14 protein-coding genes and 1 pseudogene are annotated in these 14,178 nt (G+C 69.2%); 9 read left to right on the forward strand and 6 right to left on the reverse strand.

Annotated elements, in window-relative coordinates:
- Positions 1 to 117 precede the first annotated feature (117 nt).
- Positions 118 to 936, reverse strand: a complete 819-nt coding sequence (locus AQJ46_RS26355) for a peptidylprolyl isomerase (protein WP_059207953.1) — start codon at positions 934 to 936, stop codon at positions 118 to 120.
- Positions 937 to 1,116: 180 nt separating this feature from the next.
- Here AQJ46_RS26355 and AQJ46_RS26360 point away from each other — a divergent pair, with 180 nt between their 5' ends.
- Together AQJ46_RS26360 and hisS are read left to right on the forward strand one after the other, a co-directional pair.
- Positions 1,117 to 1,830 carry an MBL fold metallo-hydrolase gene (locus AQJ46_RS26360; protein WP_059207954.1) on the forward strand — a complete coding sequence of 238 codons (714 nt, stop codon included), beginning with the start codon at positions 1,117 to 1,119 and terminating at the stop codon, positions 1,828 to 1,830.
- A gap of 12 nt (positions 1,831 to 1,842) precedes the next feature.
- On the forward strand, positions 1,843 to 3,105 hold the full coding sequence (gene hisS / locus AQJ46_RS26365; protein WP_057614538.1) for a histidine--tRNA ligase: 1,263 nt from the start codon (positions 1,843 to 1,845) through the stop codon (positions 3,103 to 3,105).
- 76 nt (positions 3,106 to 3,181) lie between these two features.
- Here hisS and AQJ46_RS26370 read toward each other — a convergent pair whose 3' ends face one another.
- The 4 genes from AQJ46_RS26370 to AQJ46_RS26385 are packed head-to-tail and all read right to left on the reverse strand — an operon-like array spanning position 3,182 to position 6,709.
- A complete protein-coding gene (locus tag AQJ46_RS26370) occupies positions 3,182 to 3,808 on the reverse strand; it encodes a response regulator (RefSeq protein ID WP_059207955.1) in 627 nt (208 codons plus the stop codon).
- Positions 3,805 to 5,004, reverse strand: coding sequence for a sensor histidine kinase (locus AQJ46_RS26375; protein ID WP_059207956.1), 1,200 nt, complete (start codon positions 5,002 to 5,004; stop codon positions 3,805 to 3,807). The genes AQJ46_RS26370 and AQJ46_RS26375 overlap by 4 nt, the downstream gene beginning before the upstream one ends.
- Positions 5,001 to 5,846: an ABC transporter permease gene (locus AQJ46_RS26380; protein ID WP_059207957.1), complete on the reverse strand. Its 846-nt coding sequence runs from the start codon at positions 5,844 to 5,846 to the stop codon at positions 5,001 to 5,003. Before AQJ46_RS26380 ends, AQJ46_RS26375 begins: the two co-directional genes overlap by 4 nt.
- The gene (locus AQJ46_RS26385; RefSeq protein ID WP_059208048.1) at positions 5,843 to 6,709 is read right to left on the reverse strand and encodes an ABC transporter ATP-binding protein; all 867 of its coding nucleotides are present in this window, start codon (positions 6,707 to 6,709) and stop codon (positions 5,843 to 5,845) included. Before AQJ46_RS26385 ends, AQJ46_RS26380 begins: the two co-directional genes overlap by 4 nt.
- Positions 6,710 to 6,854: 145 nt before the next feature.
- Here AQJ46_RS26385 and AQJ46_RS26390 point away from each other — a divergent pair, with 145 nt between their 5' ends.
- From AQJ46_RS26390 to rpsD, 3 genes are all read left to right on the forward strand, one after another.
- Entirely contained in the window at positions 6,855 to 7,517 is a 663-nt protein-coding gene (locus tag AQJ46_RS26390) for a vitamin K epoxide reductase family protein (RefSeq protein WP_057614169.1), read from the forward strand.
- A 46-nt stretch (positions 7,518 to 7,563) separates the two neighbouring features.
- Positions 7,564 to 8,919, forward strand: a complete 1,356-nt coding sequence (locus tag AQJ46_RS26395; RefSeq protein ID WP_057614536.1) for a replication-associated recombination protein A — start codon at positions 7,564 to 7,566, stop codon at positions 8,917 to 8,919.
- A gap of 282 nt (positions 8,920 to 9,201) precedes the next feature.
- The gene (rpsD, locus tag AQJ46_RS26400; protein ID WP_059207958.1) at positions 9,202 to 9,816 is read left to right on the forward strand and encodes a 30S ribosomal protein S4; all 615 of its coding nucleotides are present in this window, start codon (positions 9,202 to 9,204) and stop codon (positions 9,814 to 9,816) included.
- Positions 9,817 to 9,846: 30 nt separating this feature from the next.
- Here rpsD and AQJ46_RS57315 read toward each other — a convergent pair.
- A pseudogene (locus AQJ46_RS57315) lies at positions 9,847 to 10,050 on the reverse strand (hypothetical protein); the annotation flags it as partial.
- Between the two features lie 167 nt (positions 10,051 to 10,217).
- On the opposite strand from AQJ46_RS57315, the gene AQJ46_RS26405 reads away from it, so the two are divergent.
- From AQJ46_RS26405 to ruvX, 4 genes are read left to right on the forward strand one after another with little or no spacing between them, the layout of a single operon-like run.
- Complete coding sequence (locus AQJ46_RS26405) at positions 10,218 to 10,655, forward strand: DUF948 domain-containing protein (RefSeq protein ID WP_199873945.1); 438 nt, start codon at positions 10,218 to 10,220, stop codon at positions 10,653 to 10,655.
- A 10-nt stretch (positions 10,656 to 10,665) separates the two neighbouring features.
- Positions 10,666 to 10,992 (forward strand): hypothetical protein, encoded by a 327-nt coding sequence (locus tag AQJ46_RS26410; RefSeq protein WP_059207959.1) that lies wholly within the window; start codon positions 10,666 to 10,668, stop codon positions 10,990 to 10,992.
- On the forward strand, positions 10,992 to 13,664 hold the full coding sequence (alaS, locus tag AQJ46_RS26415) for an alanine--tRNA ligase (RefSeq protein ID WP_059207960.1): 2,673 nt from the start codon (positions 10,992 to 10,994) through the stop codon (positions 13,662 to 13,664). Before AQJ46_RS26410 ends, alaS begins: the two co-directional genes overlap by 1 nt.
- A complete protein-coding gene (gene ruvX, locus AQJ46_RS26420) occupies positions 13,664 to 14,128 on the forward strand; it encodes a Holliday junction resolvase RuvX (protein ID WP_057614165.1) in 465 nt (154 codons plus the stop codon). The genes alaS and ruvX overlap by 1 nt, the downstream gene beginning before the upstream one ends.
- The last annotated feature ends 50 nt before the right edge of the window (positions 14,129 to 14,178 follow it).

Raw genomic sequence — 14,178 nt, forward strand, 5'->3', positions numbered from 1 at the left:
TGATGCCGAGAGGCTCCAGCGCCCCCGGGCATCGTCCACAGTTTCGTCACGGCCAACATAGGCGACCGGCGGGTTGCCTGTCCGCATCCCGCGCGACCGAAATTTCGCACTTGGCGGTCAGGATTTGCTGACCGTCGCCTTGTTGATCACGACGGTCGCGTTCGGCGCGCCGTCGCCCGCGCCGGTGCTCTCACCGGCCGCGGCGATCTTCTTCAGCACCTTCATACCGGATTCCGAGATGGTGCCGAACGGGGTGTAGCTCGGAGGGAGCTGGCTGTCCTGGTAGACGAGGAAGAACTGGCTCCCGCCGGTGTGCGCCTGCCCGGTGTTCGCCATCGCGACGGTGCCCGCCGGGTAGACGTTGCTCTTGAGGCTCTTGTCCTTCAGGTTCTCGTCCGGGATGGTGTAGCCCGGTCCGCCGCTGCCGGAGCCCGTCGGGTCGCCGCACTGCAGGACGTAGATGCCGTTGGTGGTGAGCCGGTGGCACTTGGTGTGGTCGAAGAAGCCCTTGTTCGCCAGGAAGTCGAACGAGTTCACGGTGTGCGGGGCCGCCGACGTCTTCAGCGCGATGTCGATCTCACCGCAGGTCGTGGCCAGCTTCATCGTGTACTTCGCCGACTTGTCGATGGACATCGCCGGCTCCTTCTTCCAGGTCTGCGTCTCGACCTTGCCGGGGGCCGCCTTGTCGCACGGGTCCGGCGCCTTGCTGGACGGCGCCGCGCTGGGAGTGGTCTCCGCGCTCGCACTGGCCTTGTCGTCGTCCTTCATGACCCCGGACGTGTAGAGCGCCAGGCTGCCCACCAGTATCACGCCGAGCACCGACGCGATCACAGAGTTGCGTACACGGGCCTTGCGGCGCGCGGCCGTGCGCCGCTGCTGCTGCCGCAAGAACTTCTCCCGCGCGAGCTGCCGCTTCCGCTGTTCCTGGGTGACCACGGGGTTCTCTCCTCATGCGTCTCGTACGCCGACCGGTACGCATGCGTCCTATGAACCGACCGCCTGCGTGTGCCCCGTACCGTATATGGGTTCGCTGAGGAATCGGCAGCGCCGGTAGGCTCTGACCACTGGGGCAGCCGCCCGGAAGACCGCCCGTACCTAGACAAACCGAGGACGATCGTGCTCATTGCCGGGTTCCCCGCCGGGGCCTGGGGGACGAACTGTTATCTCGTCGCCCCCGCCGCCGGTGAGGAGTGCGTGATCATCGACCCGGGCCACCAGGCCGCCGAGGGAGTCGAGGAGACGCTGAAGAAGCATCGGCTCAAGCCCGTCGCCGTCGTCCTCACCCACGGCCACATCGACCACGTGGCCTCGGTCGTCCCCGTGTGCGGCGCGCACGGAGTACCCGCGTGGATCCACCCCGAGGACCGCTACATGATGAAGGACCCGTCGATGGGTCTGGGGCGTTCCGTCGGGATGCCGCTCATGGGCGAGATCACCGTGGGGGAGCCGGACGACGTCAAGGAGCTGACCGACGGCGCGAAGCTGGAGCTCGCCGGCCTCGAGCTGTCCGTCGCGCACGCGCCGGGCCATACCAAGGGGTCGGTGACCTTCCGGATGCCCGAGACGGCCGAGATTCCCTCGGTCTTCTTCTCGGGGGATCTGCTGTTCGCCGGCTCCATCGGACGCACCGACCTGCCCGGCGGTGACATGGCCGAGATGCTCGACTCGCTGGCCCGCGTGTGCCTGCCGCTCGACGACTCGACCGTGGTGCTGTCCGGCCACGGCCCCCAGACGACCATCGGCCAGGAGCGCGCCACCAACCCGTATCTGCGGGACGTGGCCGCCGGCCAGGGAGCGGGTTCGAACACCCCTCCCCGACGAGGAATGTGACGAGAGACTTCCGTGAGCACCTTTCAGGCCCCCAAGGGCACGTACGACCTGATTCCGCCGGACAGCGCCAAGTACCTGGCCGTCCGCGAGGCGATCGCCGCGCCGCTGCGGTCCTCCGGTTACGGCTACATCGAGACGCCCGGTTTCGAGAGCGTCGAGCTGTTCGCGCGCGGGGTCGGTGAGTCCACCGACATCGTGACCAAGGAGATGTACGCCTTCGAGACCAAGGGCGGCACCAAGCTGGCCCTGCGCCCCGAGGGCACGGCCTCCGTCCTGCGCGCGGCGCTGGAGGCCAACCTGCACAAGCTCGGCAACCTCCCCGTCAAGCTCTGGTACTCCGGCTCGTACTACCGCTACGAGCGTCCGCAGAAGGGCCGTTACCGGCACTTCTCGCAGGTGGGCGCCGAGGCGATCGGTGCGGAGGACCCGGCGCTCGACGCCGAACTGATCATCCTGGCCGATCAGGCGTACCGCTCGCTGGGGCTGCGCACCTTCCGCATCCTGCTCAACAGCCTGGGCGACAAGGAGTGCCGTCCGGTGTACCGGGCCGCGCTCCAGGACTTCCTGCGCGGCCTGGACCTCGACGAGGACACGCTCCGTCGCGCCGAGATCAACCCCCTGCGGGTCCTCGACGACAAGCGGGAGTCGGTCCAGAAGCAGCTCGGGGACGCCCCGCTGCTGCGCGACTACCTTTGCGACGCCTGCAAGGCGTACCACGAGGAGGTCCGCGAGCTGATCACCGCGGCGGGCGTGGCCTTCGAGGACGACCCGAAGCTGGTGCGCGGCCTCGACTACTACACCCGTACGACCTTCGAGTTCGTCCACGACGGTCTGGGGTCCCAGTCCGCGGTGGGCGGCGGTGGCCGCTACGACGGTCTGTCGGAGATGATCGGCGGCCCGGCCCTTCCGTCCGTGGGCTGGGCGCTGGGCGTCGACCGCACGGTCCTCGCCCTGGAGGCGGAGGGCATCGAGCTCGAACTCCCCTCGACGACCAGCGTGTTCGCGGTCCCGCTGGGGGAGGAGGCCCGCCGGATCCTGTTCGCCAAGGTCACCGAGCTCCGCAAGGTGGGCATCGCGGCGGACTTCTCCTACGGCGCCAAGGGCCTCAAGGGCGCCATGAAGAACGCCAACCGCAGCGGCGCCCGCTACACGATCGTCGCCGGCGAGCGCGACCTCGCCGAGGGCGTCGTACAGCTCAAGGACATGGAGTCCGGGGAGCAGTCGGCGATCGGGGTCAACGAGATCGTGGCCGAGCTGGAATCCAGGCTCGGTTAGCGGGTCCAAGGGAGAAGGGCGCCGGTCAGGAGGCCGGCGCCCTTCTTGTCTCCCCGCGCTGACGACGCGCCGGGCGTCACTGATCGAGCAGCCCGTACCGCAGGGCGCTGGTGACCGCGGCCGTGCGGTCGTCCACTCCCAACTTGCCGAAGGCGCGCAGGAGATGGGTCTTCACGGTCGACTCGCCGATGAACAGCCTGCGCCCGATCTCCGCGTTCGTGCAGCCCTCCGCCACCAAACGCAGCACCGCCGTCTCGCGCTCCGAGAGCCGGGGCCGTTCCGGCCTGGTGCGCAGCTGGTCGACCAGGCGGGCCGCGACGGTCGGCGCCAGGACCGTCTCGCCTCGGGCTGCGGCCCGTACGGACTCCGCCAGTTCGCCCCGGGGCAGGTCCTTGAGCAGATAACCGGCGGCCCCCGCCTCCACGGCCCGCAGGATGTCCCGGTCCGTCTCGTACGTCGTCAGGACGATCACCCGGCAGGGCAGCCCCGCCTCCGTCATCCGTACGATCGACTCCACGCCCGAGCCGCCCGGCATCCGCAGGTCCATCAGCACGATATCGGGCCGGAGTTCCGCCGCCAGCGCCTCGGCCTGCGGCCCGCTGGACGCGTCCGCGATCACCTCCAGGTCCGGTTCCGCGCTCAGCATCGCCCGCAGGCCCTCCCGTACGACCGGGTGGTCGTCGGCCAGGATGATCCGGATCATGAACAGCTCCTCGGGGGCGGTACGGGCAGGCGAACGGTGACCGTGGTGCCGCCGCCGGGCGCGCTGTGCACCCGCACCGTCCCGCCGACCTCGGTGGCGCGGGCCCGTAGCCCCGCCAGACCGTAGCCGTCACGGGCTGCCCCAGGATCGAAGCCGTGGCCGTCGTCCCGTACGGACAGGGTGAGGCTCTCGTCGGCGTAGTCGAGGTCGATGGTCACGGTTGCCGAACTCCCCGCGTGTTTACGGCAGTTCGTGAGTGCCTCCTGGCAGGAGCGCAGGGCGACGACCTCGGCGCCCGCGGGCAGCGGACGGACCTGGCCGGTCACGGCGAGCTTCGCGGAGTGCCGGGCCGTCAGCCGGAACAGGGCGTCCGGCAGCGTCGCGCCGGCCAGGTCGGCGGGGGTGCCGTCGGCGACCAGGGCCCGCGCCTCGGCGAGGTTCTGCCGGGCCGTCTCGTCCATCAGTGCCAGATGACGGCGGGCCTGCGGCATGTCGTGGTCGAGCTCGGCCTCGACGGCCTGGATCAGCATCAGCAGGCTGGTGAAGCCCTGTGCGAGGGTGTCGTGGATCTCCCGGGCCATCCGCTGCCGCTCGGTCAGTGCCCCGTGCGCCGCGGACAGCCGCGAGACCTCGTGCCGGCTCGAGTCCAGCTCGGCGATCAGAGCCGCCCGTTCCTGGCTCTGCTCGATGATCCGGATGACATAGCTGCCGACGGCCACCGAGAAGACCAGGGTGACGACGGCGAACAGGCCGTTGAAGAAGACGTCCTGCTCGCTCGGCCGCCACAGCAGCGCCCAGCCCGCCACGGGGGCGAGATTGATCACCGCCACGGCGGTCGGAGCCCAGCGCATCCGCAGCGTCATGAAGCACTGGGGGACGAGAGCGAAGGTCATCAGCCGGGTCTCGCCGACCAGGATCGCCGAGGGAAGGAACAGCGCCATCATCGCGCCGAGGTAGGCGAGGGCCTTGCGCGCGTCGGGCGGATCCTGCCGGAGCAGGGGGCGCCCGACCCGGAGGAAGAGCGGGACCAGCGGGACCAGCAGCGCCGCCGCCGTGACGCGGACCCGCCACCCTGGGTGTCCCGTACCCAGCACGAACACCACGGTGGCCAGCCAGATCAGCGCGAAGTAGGTGTCCCAGAGCCGGAAGGAACGGTCCCACGAGTACGCGCCCCCGGCATCCGCCGGACCGCTCATCCGTCGCGCCGGTTCTTCCACCGGAAGGTCAGCAGACACAGCAGCAATCCTCCGACGCACCACGCCCCCAGTACCAGGGCGGTGCGCCCGAACTCCCAGCCGCCGGCCTGCTCCAGGACCTGTGCCGAGTCCGGCAGGAACACCCCGCGCAGGCCCTGGCACATCCACTTCAGGGGGAACAGCGCGCCGATGTTCAGCATCCAGTCGGGGATCGTGTCGATCGCTATGTACACCCCGGAGATGAACTGGAGGACCAGGAAGGGCAGGACGACCACGGAGCTCGCGCTCTTGCTCGACTTGGGCACGGAACTGACCGCGATGCCGAGCAGCGCGCACCCCGTGAGACCGAGCACGAAGATCCAGGCGAACGCGAACCATTTGCCGGCATCCGACGGCAGATCGACGTCGTACAGCGTCGTTCCGACGAGCAGCAGGATCGCCGTCTCCAGGATGCCGGTGACCAGAACCAGCCAGATCTTGCCGAGGAAGTACGCCGCCGGCGGCATCGGGGTCCCGCGCAGCCTGCGCAGCACCTTCTCGTCCCGTTCGACGGCGATCGAGATGCCGAGCGACTGGAAGCTCGTCGACATGATGCCGGCGGCCATCATCGCCGGCACGTACAGCTGCGAGGCCTTGATGCCCGCCCCCTCCACGTCGTCGCTGAAGATCGACGCGAACAGGAACAGGAAGACCACCGGGAAGGCGAAGGTGAACACCACCTGGTCGCGCTGGCGGAAGAACTGCTTGATCTCCAGCGCTCCCCGCCGCAGTCCGAGCCCCCAGACTCCGGGCAGCCTTCCGTCACGAGCATCGGTCCGGGACCGTACGGCGGTCGTGGTCATCGCGCGTCCTCCTGTCCGGTGAGCCGGAGGTAGACGTCCTCCAACGTGGGGCGGCTGACCCGGAGACCCGGGATCTCGCCGTCGAAGCGGTGCATCAGCGCGGCGACCGTCCTGGTCGGGGTGTCGGTGTGCTCCGTGCGCGGGGCGCCGTCCGGCTCGGTCCACTCGACGGTGGCGCCGGTGCCGTACCGCTCCCGCAGGGCGGCGGGTTCGTCCTCGGCGACCACCTTGCCCCGGGAGATCACGGCCAGCCGGTCGGCGAGCGCCTCGGCCTCCTCCAGGTAGTGCGTGGTGAGCAGGATCGTCGTGCCCTCGTCGGACAGTTTGCGGATCAGGTCCCAGAACTGACGCCGGGCCGCCGGGTCGAAACCGGTCGTCGGCTCGTCCAGGAGCAGCAGTTCAGGGCCGCCGATCACGCCGAGCGCCACGTCGAGCCGCCGCCGCTGCCCACCCGACAGGCCCTTGATCCGGCTGCCCGCCTTGGCCTCCAGACCCACCAGACCGATGACCTCCTCCGGATCCCGCGGCCGTGGGTAGTAGCGGGCGAAATGCCGGACGGTTTCCGCGACCGTCAACTCGGCGGGCGCGGATTCGTCCTGCCAGACGATTCCGACTTTTGAACGCCACGCGCGCGTGCCGTGCGCCGGGTCCGCGCCGAGCACGGACACCTCCCCCGCGTCCCGGTCCCGGTTGCCCTGGAGGATCTCCACCGTGGTGCTCTTGCCCGCGCCATTGGGCCCGAGCAGGCCGAACACCTCGCCCCTGCGGATGCCGAGATCGATCCCGTCGACCGCGGTCACGTCGCCGTACTGCTTGCGCAGTCCCCGAACGTCCACGGCGAGTTCGTTCGCGTGTGTGGTCATGCCTGTGAGCATCGGCCGGAACCGAACGTTCAGGGACGACCGTGCGTACTTCCTTATGTCCACCGAACGGTGGACAAGCCTCCGGGTGCGGCACAATGGCCCCTGCCCGAAGAAGGTCCAACTCTCAAGCAGACGGATCGGCGTGATGAGCAAGACCACAGTGAAAGACGTCTCCACGGAGCCTGAGCCCTCGTCGGTGAGCGCCGACGCCGCGCCCCGGACGGTGGGCGGCAGCCGTGCCTTCGCGCTGCTGCTGGTGATCACCGGCGCCGCCGGACTGCTCGCGGCGTGGGTCATCACGATCGACAAGTTCAAGATCCTCGAGGGCAAGGTCAGCGGCAAGACGTTCACGCCGAGCTGCTCCCTCAACCCGATCGTCTCCTGCGGCAGCGTGATGGAGAGCAAGCAGGCCGCCGCCTTCGGGTTCCCCAACCCGATGCTCGGCCTCGTCTGCTACGGCATCGTCATCTGCGTCGGCATCAGCCTGCTCACCCGCGCCGGCTTCCCGCGCTGGTACTGGCTCACCTTCAACTTCGGCACGCTCTTCGGCGTGGCCTTCTGCACCTGGCTGCAGTTCCAGTCGCTGTACCGCATCAACGCGCTGTGCCTGTGGTGCTCGCTGGCCTGGGTCGCGACGATCACGATGTTCTGGTACGTGACCTCGTTCAACATCCGCAACGATCTGCTGCCGTCCCCGGGCTGGCTCAAGCGCTTCCTCTCCGAGTTCACCTGGGTCCTGCCGGTCACCCACTGCGGCATCATCGCCATGCTGATCCTGACCCGCTGGGGCGACAAGCTCTGGGCCTGACCGACGGCCGACGGCGTTGTCAGTGGCGTGACATAGGGTTTTGAACGTGGAGCCCGATCTGTTCACCGCCGCGGCAGAAGAACGCCAGGAGAAGGACCCGGCCGGCAGCCCCTTGGCGGTCCGGATGCGCCCTCGCACCCTCGACGAGGTGGTGGGCCAGCAACACCTGCTCAAGCCGGGTTCGCCGCTGCGCCGACTGGTCGGCGAGGGCAGTGGCGGTCCCGCCGGGCCGTCCTCGGTGATCCTCTGGGGCCCGCCCGGCACCGGCAAGACAACCCTGGCGTACGTCGTCTCCAAGGCCACCAACAAGCGCTTCGTGGAGCTCTCCGCGATCACCGCCGGCGTCAAGGAGGTCCGCGCGGTCATCGACGGCGCCCGCCGCGCCACCGGCGGCTTCGGCAAGGAGACCGTCCTCTTCCTCGACGAGATCCACCGCTTCAGCAAGGCCCAGCAGGACTCCCTGCTCCCCGCGGTCGAGAACCGCTGGGTGACCCTGATCGCGGCGACCACCGAGAACCCGTACTTCTCGATCATCTCCCCGCTGCTGTCCCGGTCCCTGCTGCTGACCCTTGAACCCCTCACCGACGACGACGTCAGAGGACTGCTGAAGCGGGCGCTGAGCGACGAGCGGGGCCTGAAGGACGCCGTCGCCCTTCCCGAGGACACCGAGGACCACCTCCTGCGGATCGCGGGCGGCGACGCCCGCCGTGCGCTGACCGCCCTGGAGGCCGCCGCCGGGGCCGCCCTGGACAAGGGCGAGCCGGAGATCACCCTCACCACGCTGGAGGAGACGGTCGACCGCGCGGCCGTGAAGTACGACCGCGACGGCGACCAGCACTACGACGTGGCCAGCGCCCTCATCAAGTCCATCAGGGGCTCCGACGTCGACGCGGCCCTGCACTACCTGGCCCGCATGATCGAGGCCGGTGAGGACCCCCGCTTCATCGCCCGCCGGCTGATGATCTCCGCCAGCGAGGACATCGGCCTCGCCGACCCGAACGCCCTGCCCATAGCGGTCGCCGCCGCCCAGGCCGTCGCGATGATCGGCTTCCCGGAGGCCGCGCTGACCTTGAGCCACGCCACCATCGCCCTCGCGCTGGCCCCGAAGTCCAACGCCGCGACGACGGCGATCGGCGCGGCCATGGAGGACGTACGCAAGGGGCTGGCCGGGCCGGTGCCGCCGCATCTGCGCGACGGGCACTACAAGGGCGCCGCCAAACTCGGGCACGCGCAGGGCTACGTCTATCCGCACGACCTGCCCGAGGGGATCGCCGAGCAGCAGTACGCCCCGGACGCCATCAAGGACCGCGAGTACTACGAACCCACCCGGCACGGCGCCGAGGCCAGGTACGCGGACGCCGTGGAGTGGACCCGCAGGCACCTCGGTCGCAAGCGGTCCTGAGCACCCTGTAGAATCCTCGAAGCGCTGTGTCCCGTGCAGTCAGAACGGGACGGTCAGCCGGAACCCTCCAGTGGGGTTCCAGGAGCGTCGCGCACCGTTCGAATGGTGTCGCGGGCAGCCCACCACCGCTCGCGGTAGGTGGGCCACTCGCGTGCTGCACATATGTGCCCAGACCAGGGGAGCGGCTGCCCACCAGGTTCCTCGAGGACCCGGCGGGTTTCCCCGGCTGCGGATGCGACCTCCCATAACTCTGACGAGCCGAACACCAAGAGATGAGAGATTGTGGCGAACCAGTCCCGCCCCAAGGTCAAGAAGTCGCGTGCCCTCGGCATCGCGCTGACCCCGAAGGCCGTCAAGTACTTCGAGGCCCGTCCCTACCCGCCGGGTGAGCACGGCCGTGGCCGCAAGCAGAACTCGGACTACAAGGTCCGTCTGCTCGAGAAGCAGCGTCTGCGTGCGCAGTACGACGTGTCCGAGCGTCAGCTCGTCCGCGCCTACGAGCGTGCCGCCAAGACTCAGGGCAAGACCGGTGAGGCCCTGGTCATCGAGCTCGAGCGCCGTCTCGACGCGCTGGTCCTGCGTTCGGGCATCGCCCGCACGATCTACCAGGCCCGCCAGATGGTCGTCCACGGCCACATCGAGGTCAACGGTCAGAAGGTCGACAAGCCGTCCTTCCGCGTCCGTCCCGACGACGTCGTGATGGTTCGCGAGCGCAGCCGCGAGAAGACCCTCTTCTCGATCGCCCGTGAGGGCGGCTTCGCCCCCGAGGGCGAGACCCCGCGCTACCTCCAGGTGAACCTCAAGGCCCTGGCGTTCCGCCTGGACCGCGAGCCGAACCGCAAGGAGATCCCGGTGATCTGCGACGAGCAGCTCGTCGTCGAGTACTACGCCCGCTGATCACCGGCAGGCCGTAGGACACGCACCACTTCAACCCGCCGTCTCCCCGCCCTTCCGGGTGGGCGAGGCGGCGGGTTGCTGCATACCGAGGGTCACTGGTGCGTGCCGCACGGGACCCCGCGGCGCCTGCAGTACTCGGGCCGTCGCCTCGCACCGCTCGTGCGGGGCTTTGTAGTAGGCCGAACCGAACAGCGGCAGGCCGACCGATGGCCACAGCGAGGCCGCCGGCCCGCGCTGATGACTGCGTGTTGAACACGGAGCGCACTCAAGCGTGTTCACTGCGTAGAACCGCTGAGGGGCGGCCCTCGTGCGGGCGAGGGGTAATCCGGTGCGGAGCGCCGTCCCCGGCGCGATAGGCTCGGCGGAGACTTTTTTCATAGACAGCACGTTTCAGGGAGCGGGTGCACACAGTGTCCGGTGGAGAGGTTGCCGGGATCCTGGTGGCCGTCTTCTGGGCGATCCTGGTCTCCTTCCTCGCCGTCGCGCTGGCGAGGCTGGCCCAGACGCTCAAGGCGACCACCAAGCTCGTGGCGGACGTGACCGACCAGGCCGTCCCGCTGCTGGCAGAGGCTTCCACCGCGGTGCGTTCCGCGCAGACTCAGATCGAGCGGGTCGACGCGATCGCCTCGGACGTCCAGGAGGTCACGTCGAACGCCTCCGCGCTGTCCACCACCGTCGCCTCCACCTTCGGCGGCCCCCTGGTCAAGGTCGCGGCCTTCGGCTACGGCGTGCGCCGCGCGATCAGCGGTCGCAAGGATGACGACGTACCCGCCAAGACGCCCCGGCGTACCGTCATCGTGGGCCGGGCGGTTTCCCGGGGCCGCGGGAAGAAGGACTGAGGCTCAAAAGATGTTCCGCCGTACTTTCTGGTTCTCCACGGGCGTGGCCGCCGGTGTCTGGGCCACCACCAAGGTGAATCGCAAGCTGAAGCAGTTGACCCCCGAGAACCTCGCCGTGACCGCGGCCAACAAGGCGGTCGAGACGGGTGCCCGTCTCAAGGACCGCGCGGTCGGCTTCGCGCTCGACGTCCGGGACAACATGGCCCAGCGGGAGGCCGAGCTGACGGATGCCCTCGGTATCCACGACGGTCCCGAACTCCCCGCACCCAGGCGCGTCGCCGCCATCGAGAACACGACGTACACCACGCATTCGTACAACCGGAATGAGGACCACTGATGGAGTCGGCCGAGATTCGCCGCCGCTGGCTGAGCTTCTACGAGGAGCGCGGGCACACCGTCGTCCCTTCGGCGTCGCTCATCGCGGACGACCCGACTCTGCTCCTGGTTCCCGCCGGCATGGTGCCCTTCAAGCCGTACTTCCTCGGTGAGGTCAAGCCCCCGTGGGCGCGCGCCACCAGCGTGCAGAAGTGCGTGCGCACGCCCGACATCGAAGAGGTCGGCAAGACCACCCGGCACGGCACGTTCTTCCAGATGTGCGGCAACTTCTCCTTCGGTGACTACTTCAAGGAAGGCGCCATCAAGTACGCCTGGGAGCTGCTCACCAGCCCCCAGGACAAGGGTGGTTACGGCCTGGAGCCGGAGAAGCTCTGGATCACCGTGTACCTGGAGGACGACGAGGCCGAGCGCATCTGGCACGAGGTCGTCGGGGTGCCGAAGGAGCGCATCCAGCGCCTCGGCATGAAGGACAACTACTGGTCCATGGGCGTCCCCGGACCCTGCGGCCCCTGCTCCGAGATCAACTACGACCGCGGCCCCGAGTTCGGCGTCGAGGGCGGCCCCGCCGTCAACGACGAGCGGTATGTGGAGATCTGGAACCTCGTCTTCATGCAGTACGAGCGCGGCGAGGGCATCGGCAAGGACAACTTCGAGATCCTCGGCGAGCTCCCCAGCAAGAACATCGACACCGGCCTCGGACTCGAGCGCCTCGCGATGATTCTGCAGGGCGTGCAGAACATGTACGAGATCGACACCTCGATGGCCGTCATCAAGAAGGCCACCGAGCTGACCGGCGTGGCCTACGGCGACGCCCACGACTCGGACGTCTCCCTGCGCGTGGTCACCGACCACATGCGCACGTCCGTGATGCTCATCGGCGACGGTGTCACCCCCGGCAACGAGGGCCGCGGTTACGTGCTGCGCCGCATCATGCGCCGCGCCATCCGCAACATGCGCCTGCTCGGTGCCACCGGCCCGGTCGTGCTCGACCTGATCGACACCGTGATCGCCATGATGGGCCAGCAGTACCCGGAGCTCGTCACCGACCGCGAGCGCATCGAGAAGGTCGCCGTCGCCGAGGAGAACGCCTTCCTCAAGACGCTGAAGGCCGGCACCAACATCCTCGACACCGCCGTCACCGAGACCAAGCAGTCCGGCGGCACGGTCCTCGCCGGCGACAAGGCGTTCCTGCTCCACGACACCTGGGGCTTCCCGATCGACCTCACGCTGGAGATGGCCGCCGAGCAGGGCCTCTCCGTGGACGAGGACGGCTTCCGCCGCCTGATGAAGGAGCAGCGGGAGCGCGCCAAGGCCGACGCGCAGGGCAAGAAGACCGGTCACGCCGGCGCGGGCGCCTACCGTGCGATCGCCGACCAGGCCGGCGAGACCGAGTTCCTCGGCTACTCGGACACCGAGAGCGAGTCCACGATCGTCGGCATCCTCGTCGACGGTGCCTCCTCCCCGGCCGCCACCGAGGGCGACGAGGTCGAGATCGTCCTGGACCGCACCCCGTTCTACGCCGAGGGCGGCGGCCAGATCGGCGACACCGGCAGGATCAAGGTCGACTCCGGCGCGGTCATCGAGATCCGCGACTGCCAGAAGCCGGTTCCGGGCGTCTACGTCCACAAGGGCGTCGTGCAGTTCGGTGAGGTGACCGTCGGGGCCAAGGCCCACGCCTCGATCGACAACCGCCGCCGTACGGCCATCGCCCGCGCCCACTCGGCCACCCACCTCACCCACCAGGCCCTGCGTGACGCGCTCGGCCCGACGGCCGCCCAGGCCGGTTCCGAGAACCAGCCCGGCCGCTTCCGCTTCGACTTCGGTTCCCCGTCCGCCGTTCCGACGGCCGTGATGACCGACGTCGAGCAGAAGATCAACGAGGTGCTCGCCCGCGAGCTCGACGTCCGCGCCGACGTCATGGGCATCGACGAGGCCAAGAAGCAGGGCGCCATCGCCGAGTTCGGCGAGAAGTACGGCGAGCGGGTCCGTGTCGTGACCATCGGGGACTTCTCCAAGGAGCTGTGCGGCGGCACCCACGTGCACAACACCGCCCAGCTGGGCCTGGTGAAGCTGCTCGGCGAGTCGTCCATCGGCTCCGGGGTCCGCCGTATCGAGGCGCTCGTCGGTGTCGACGCGTACAACTTCCTCGCCCGCGAGCACACCGTCGTCGCCCAGCTCCAGGAGCTGATCAAGGGCCGTCCGGAGGAGCTCCCGGAGAAGGTCTCCGCCATGCTCGGCAAGCTGAAGGACGCCGAGAAGGAGATCGAGAAGTTCCGCGCGGAGAAGGTCCTGCAGGCCGCCGCCGGTCTTGCCGAGTCCGCCAAGGACGTCCGCGGGATCGCGGTCGTCACCGGTCAGGTCCCGGACGGCACGACCCCCGACGACCTGCGCAAGCTGGTTCTCGACGTGCGCGGGCGCATCCAGGGCGGCCGGGCCGCCCTGGTCGCGCTCTTCACGGTCAACAACGGCAAGCCGCTCACGGTCATCGCCACCAACGAGGCCGCCCGTGAGCGCGGGCTCAAGGCCGGTGACCTGGTCCGGACCGCCGCCAAGACCCTCGGCGGCGGCGGTGGCGGCAAGCCGGACGTCGCCCAGGGCGGTGGCCAGAACGCGGCCGCGATCGGTGAGGCCGTGGACGCCGTGGAGCGCATGGTCGGGGAGACGGCCAAGTAATGCGGACGGGCCGCAGACTCGCGATCGACGTCGGGGACGCCCGCATCGGGGTCGCCTCGTGCGACCCCGACGGGATCCTCGCCACTCCGGTGGAGACGGTCCCGGGCCGGGACGTCCCGGCAGCTCATCGCCGGCTGAAGCAGCTGGTCGAGGAGTACGAACCGATCGAAGTCGTCGTCGGCCTCCCTCGCTCCCTCAAGGGGGGCGAGGGCCCGGCCGCGGTCAAGGTCCGCGGCTTCGTCCAGGAGCTCGCCCGGGGGATCGCGCCCGTCCCGGTCCGGCTCGTCGACGAGCGGATGACCACCGTGACGGCCAGTCAGGGACTGCGCGCATCCGGAGTGAAATCCAAAAAGGGCAGATCGGTCATCGACCAGGCAGCAGCCGTGATCATCCTCCAGCAGGCGCTGGAATCCGAACGGGTGTCAGGTAAAGCACCCGGCGAGGGCGTCGAAGTGGTCATCTGATCGCGGTACGGTAACGTTCCGCGCGATGCGGCGACATTCGAACAGTCACC

It is taken from the genome of Streptomyces canus (genome assembly GCF_001514145.1).
GTDB classification, from domain to species: domain Bacteria; phylum Actinomycetota; class Actinomycetes; order Streptomycetales; family Streptomycetaceae; genus Streptomyces; species Streptomyces canus.

Bases quoted from the DNA above. Each gene is read 5' to 3' on its own strand.
- AQJ46_RS26370 (WP_059207955.1), bottom strand. From the start codon at position 3,808: ATGATCCGGATCATCCTGGCCGACGACCACCCGGTCGTACGGGAGGGC.
- AQJ46_RS26375 (WP_059207956.1), bottom strand. From the start codon at position 5,004: ATGAGCGGTCCGGCGGATGCCGGGGGCGCGTACTCGTGGGACCGTTCC.
- AQJ46_RS26380 (WP_059207957.1), bottom strand. From the start codon at position 5,846: ATGACCACGACCGCCGTACGGTCCCGGACCGATGCTCGTGACGGAAGG.
- AQJ46_RS26385 (WP_059208048.1), bottom strand. From the start codon at position 6,709: ATGACCACACACGCGAACGAACTCGCCGTGGACGTTCGGGGACTGCGC.
- AQJ46_RS26390 (WP_057614169.1), top strand. From the start codon at position 6,855: ATGAGCAAGACCACAGTGAAAGACGTCTCCACGGAGCCTGAGCCCTCG.
- AQJ46_RS26410 (WP_059207959.1), top strand. From the start codon at position 10,666: ATGTTCCGCCGTACTTTCTGGTTCTCCACGGGCGTGGCCGCCGGTGTC.
- alaS (WP_059207960.1), top strand. From the start codon at position 10,992: ATGGAGTCGGCCGAGATTCGCCGCCGCTGGCTGAGCTTCTACGAGGAG.
- ruvX (WP_057614165.1), top strand. From the start codon at position 13,664: ATGCGGACGGGCCGCAGACTCGCGATCGACGTCGGGGACGCCCGCATC.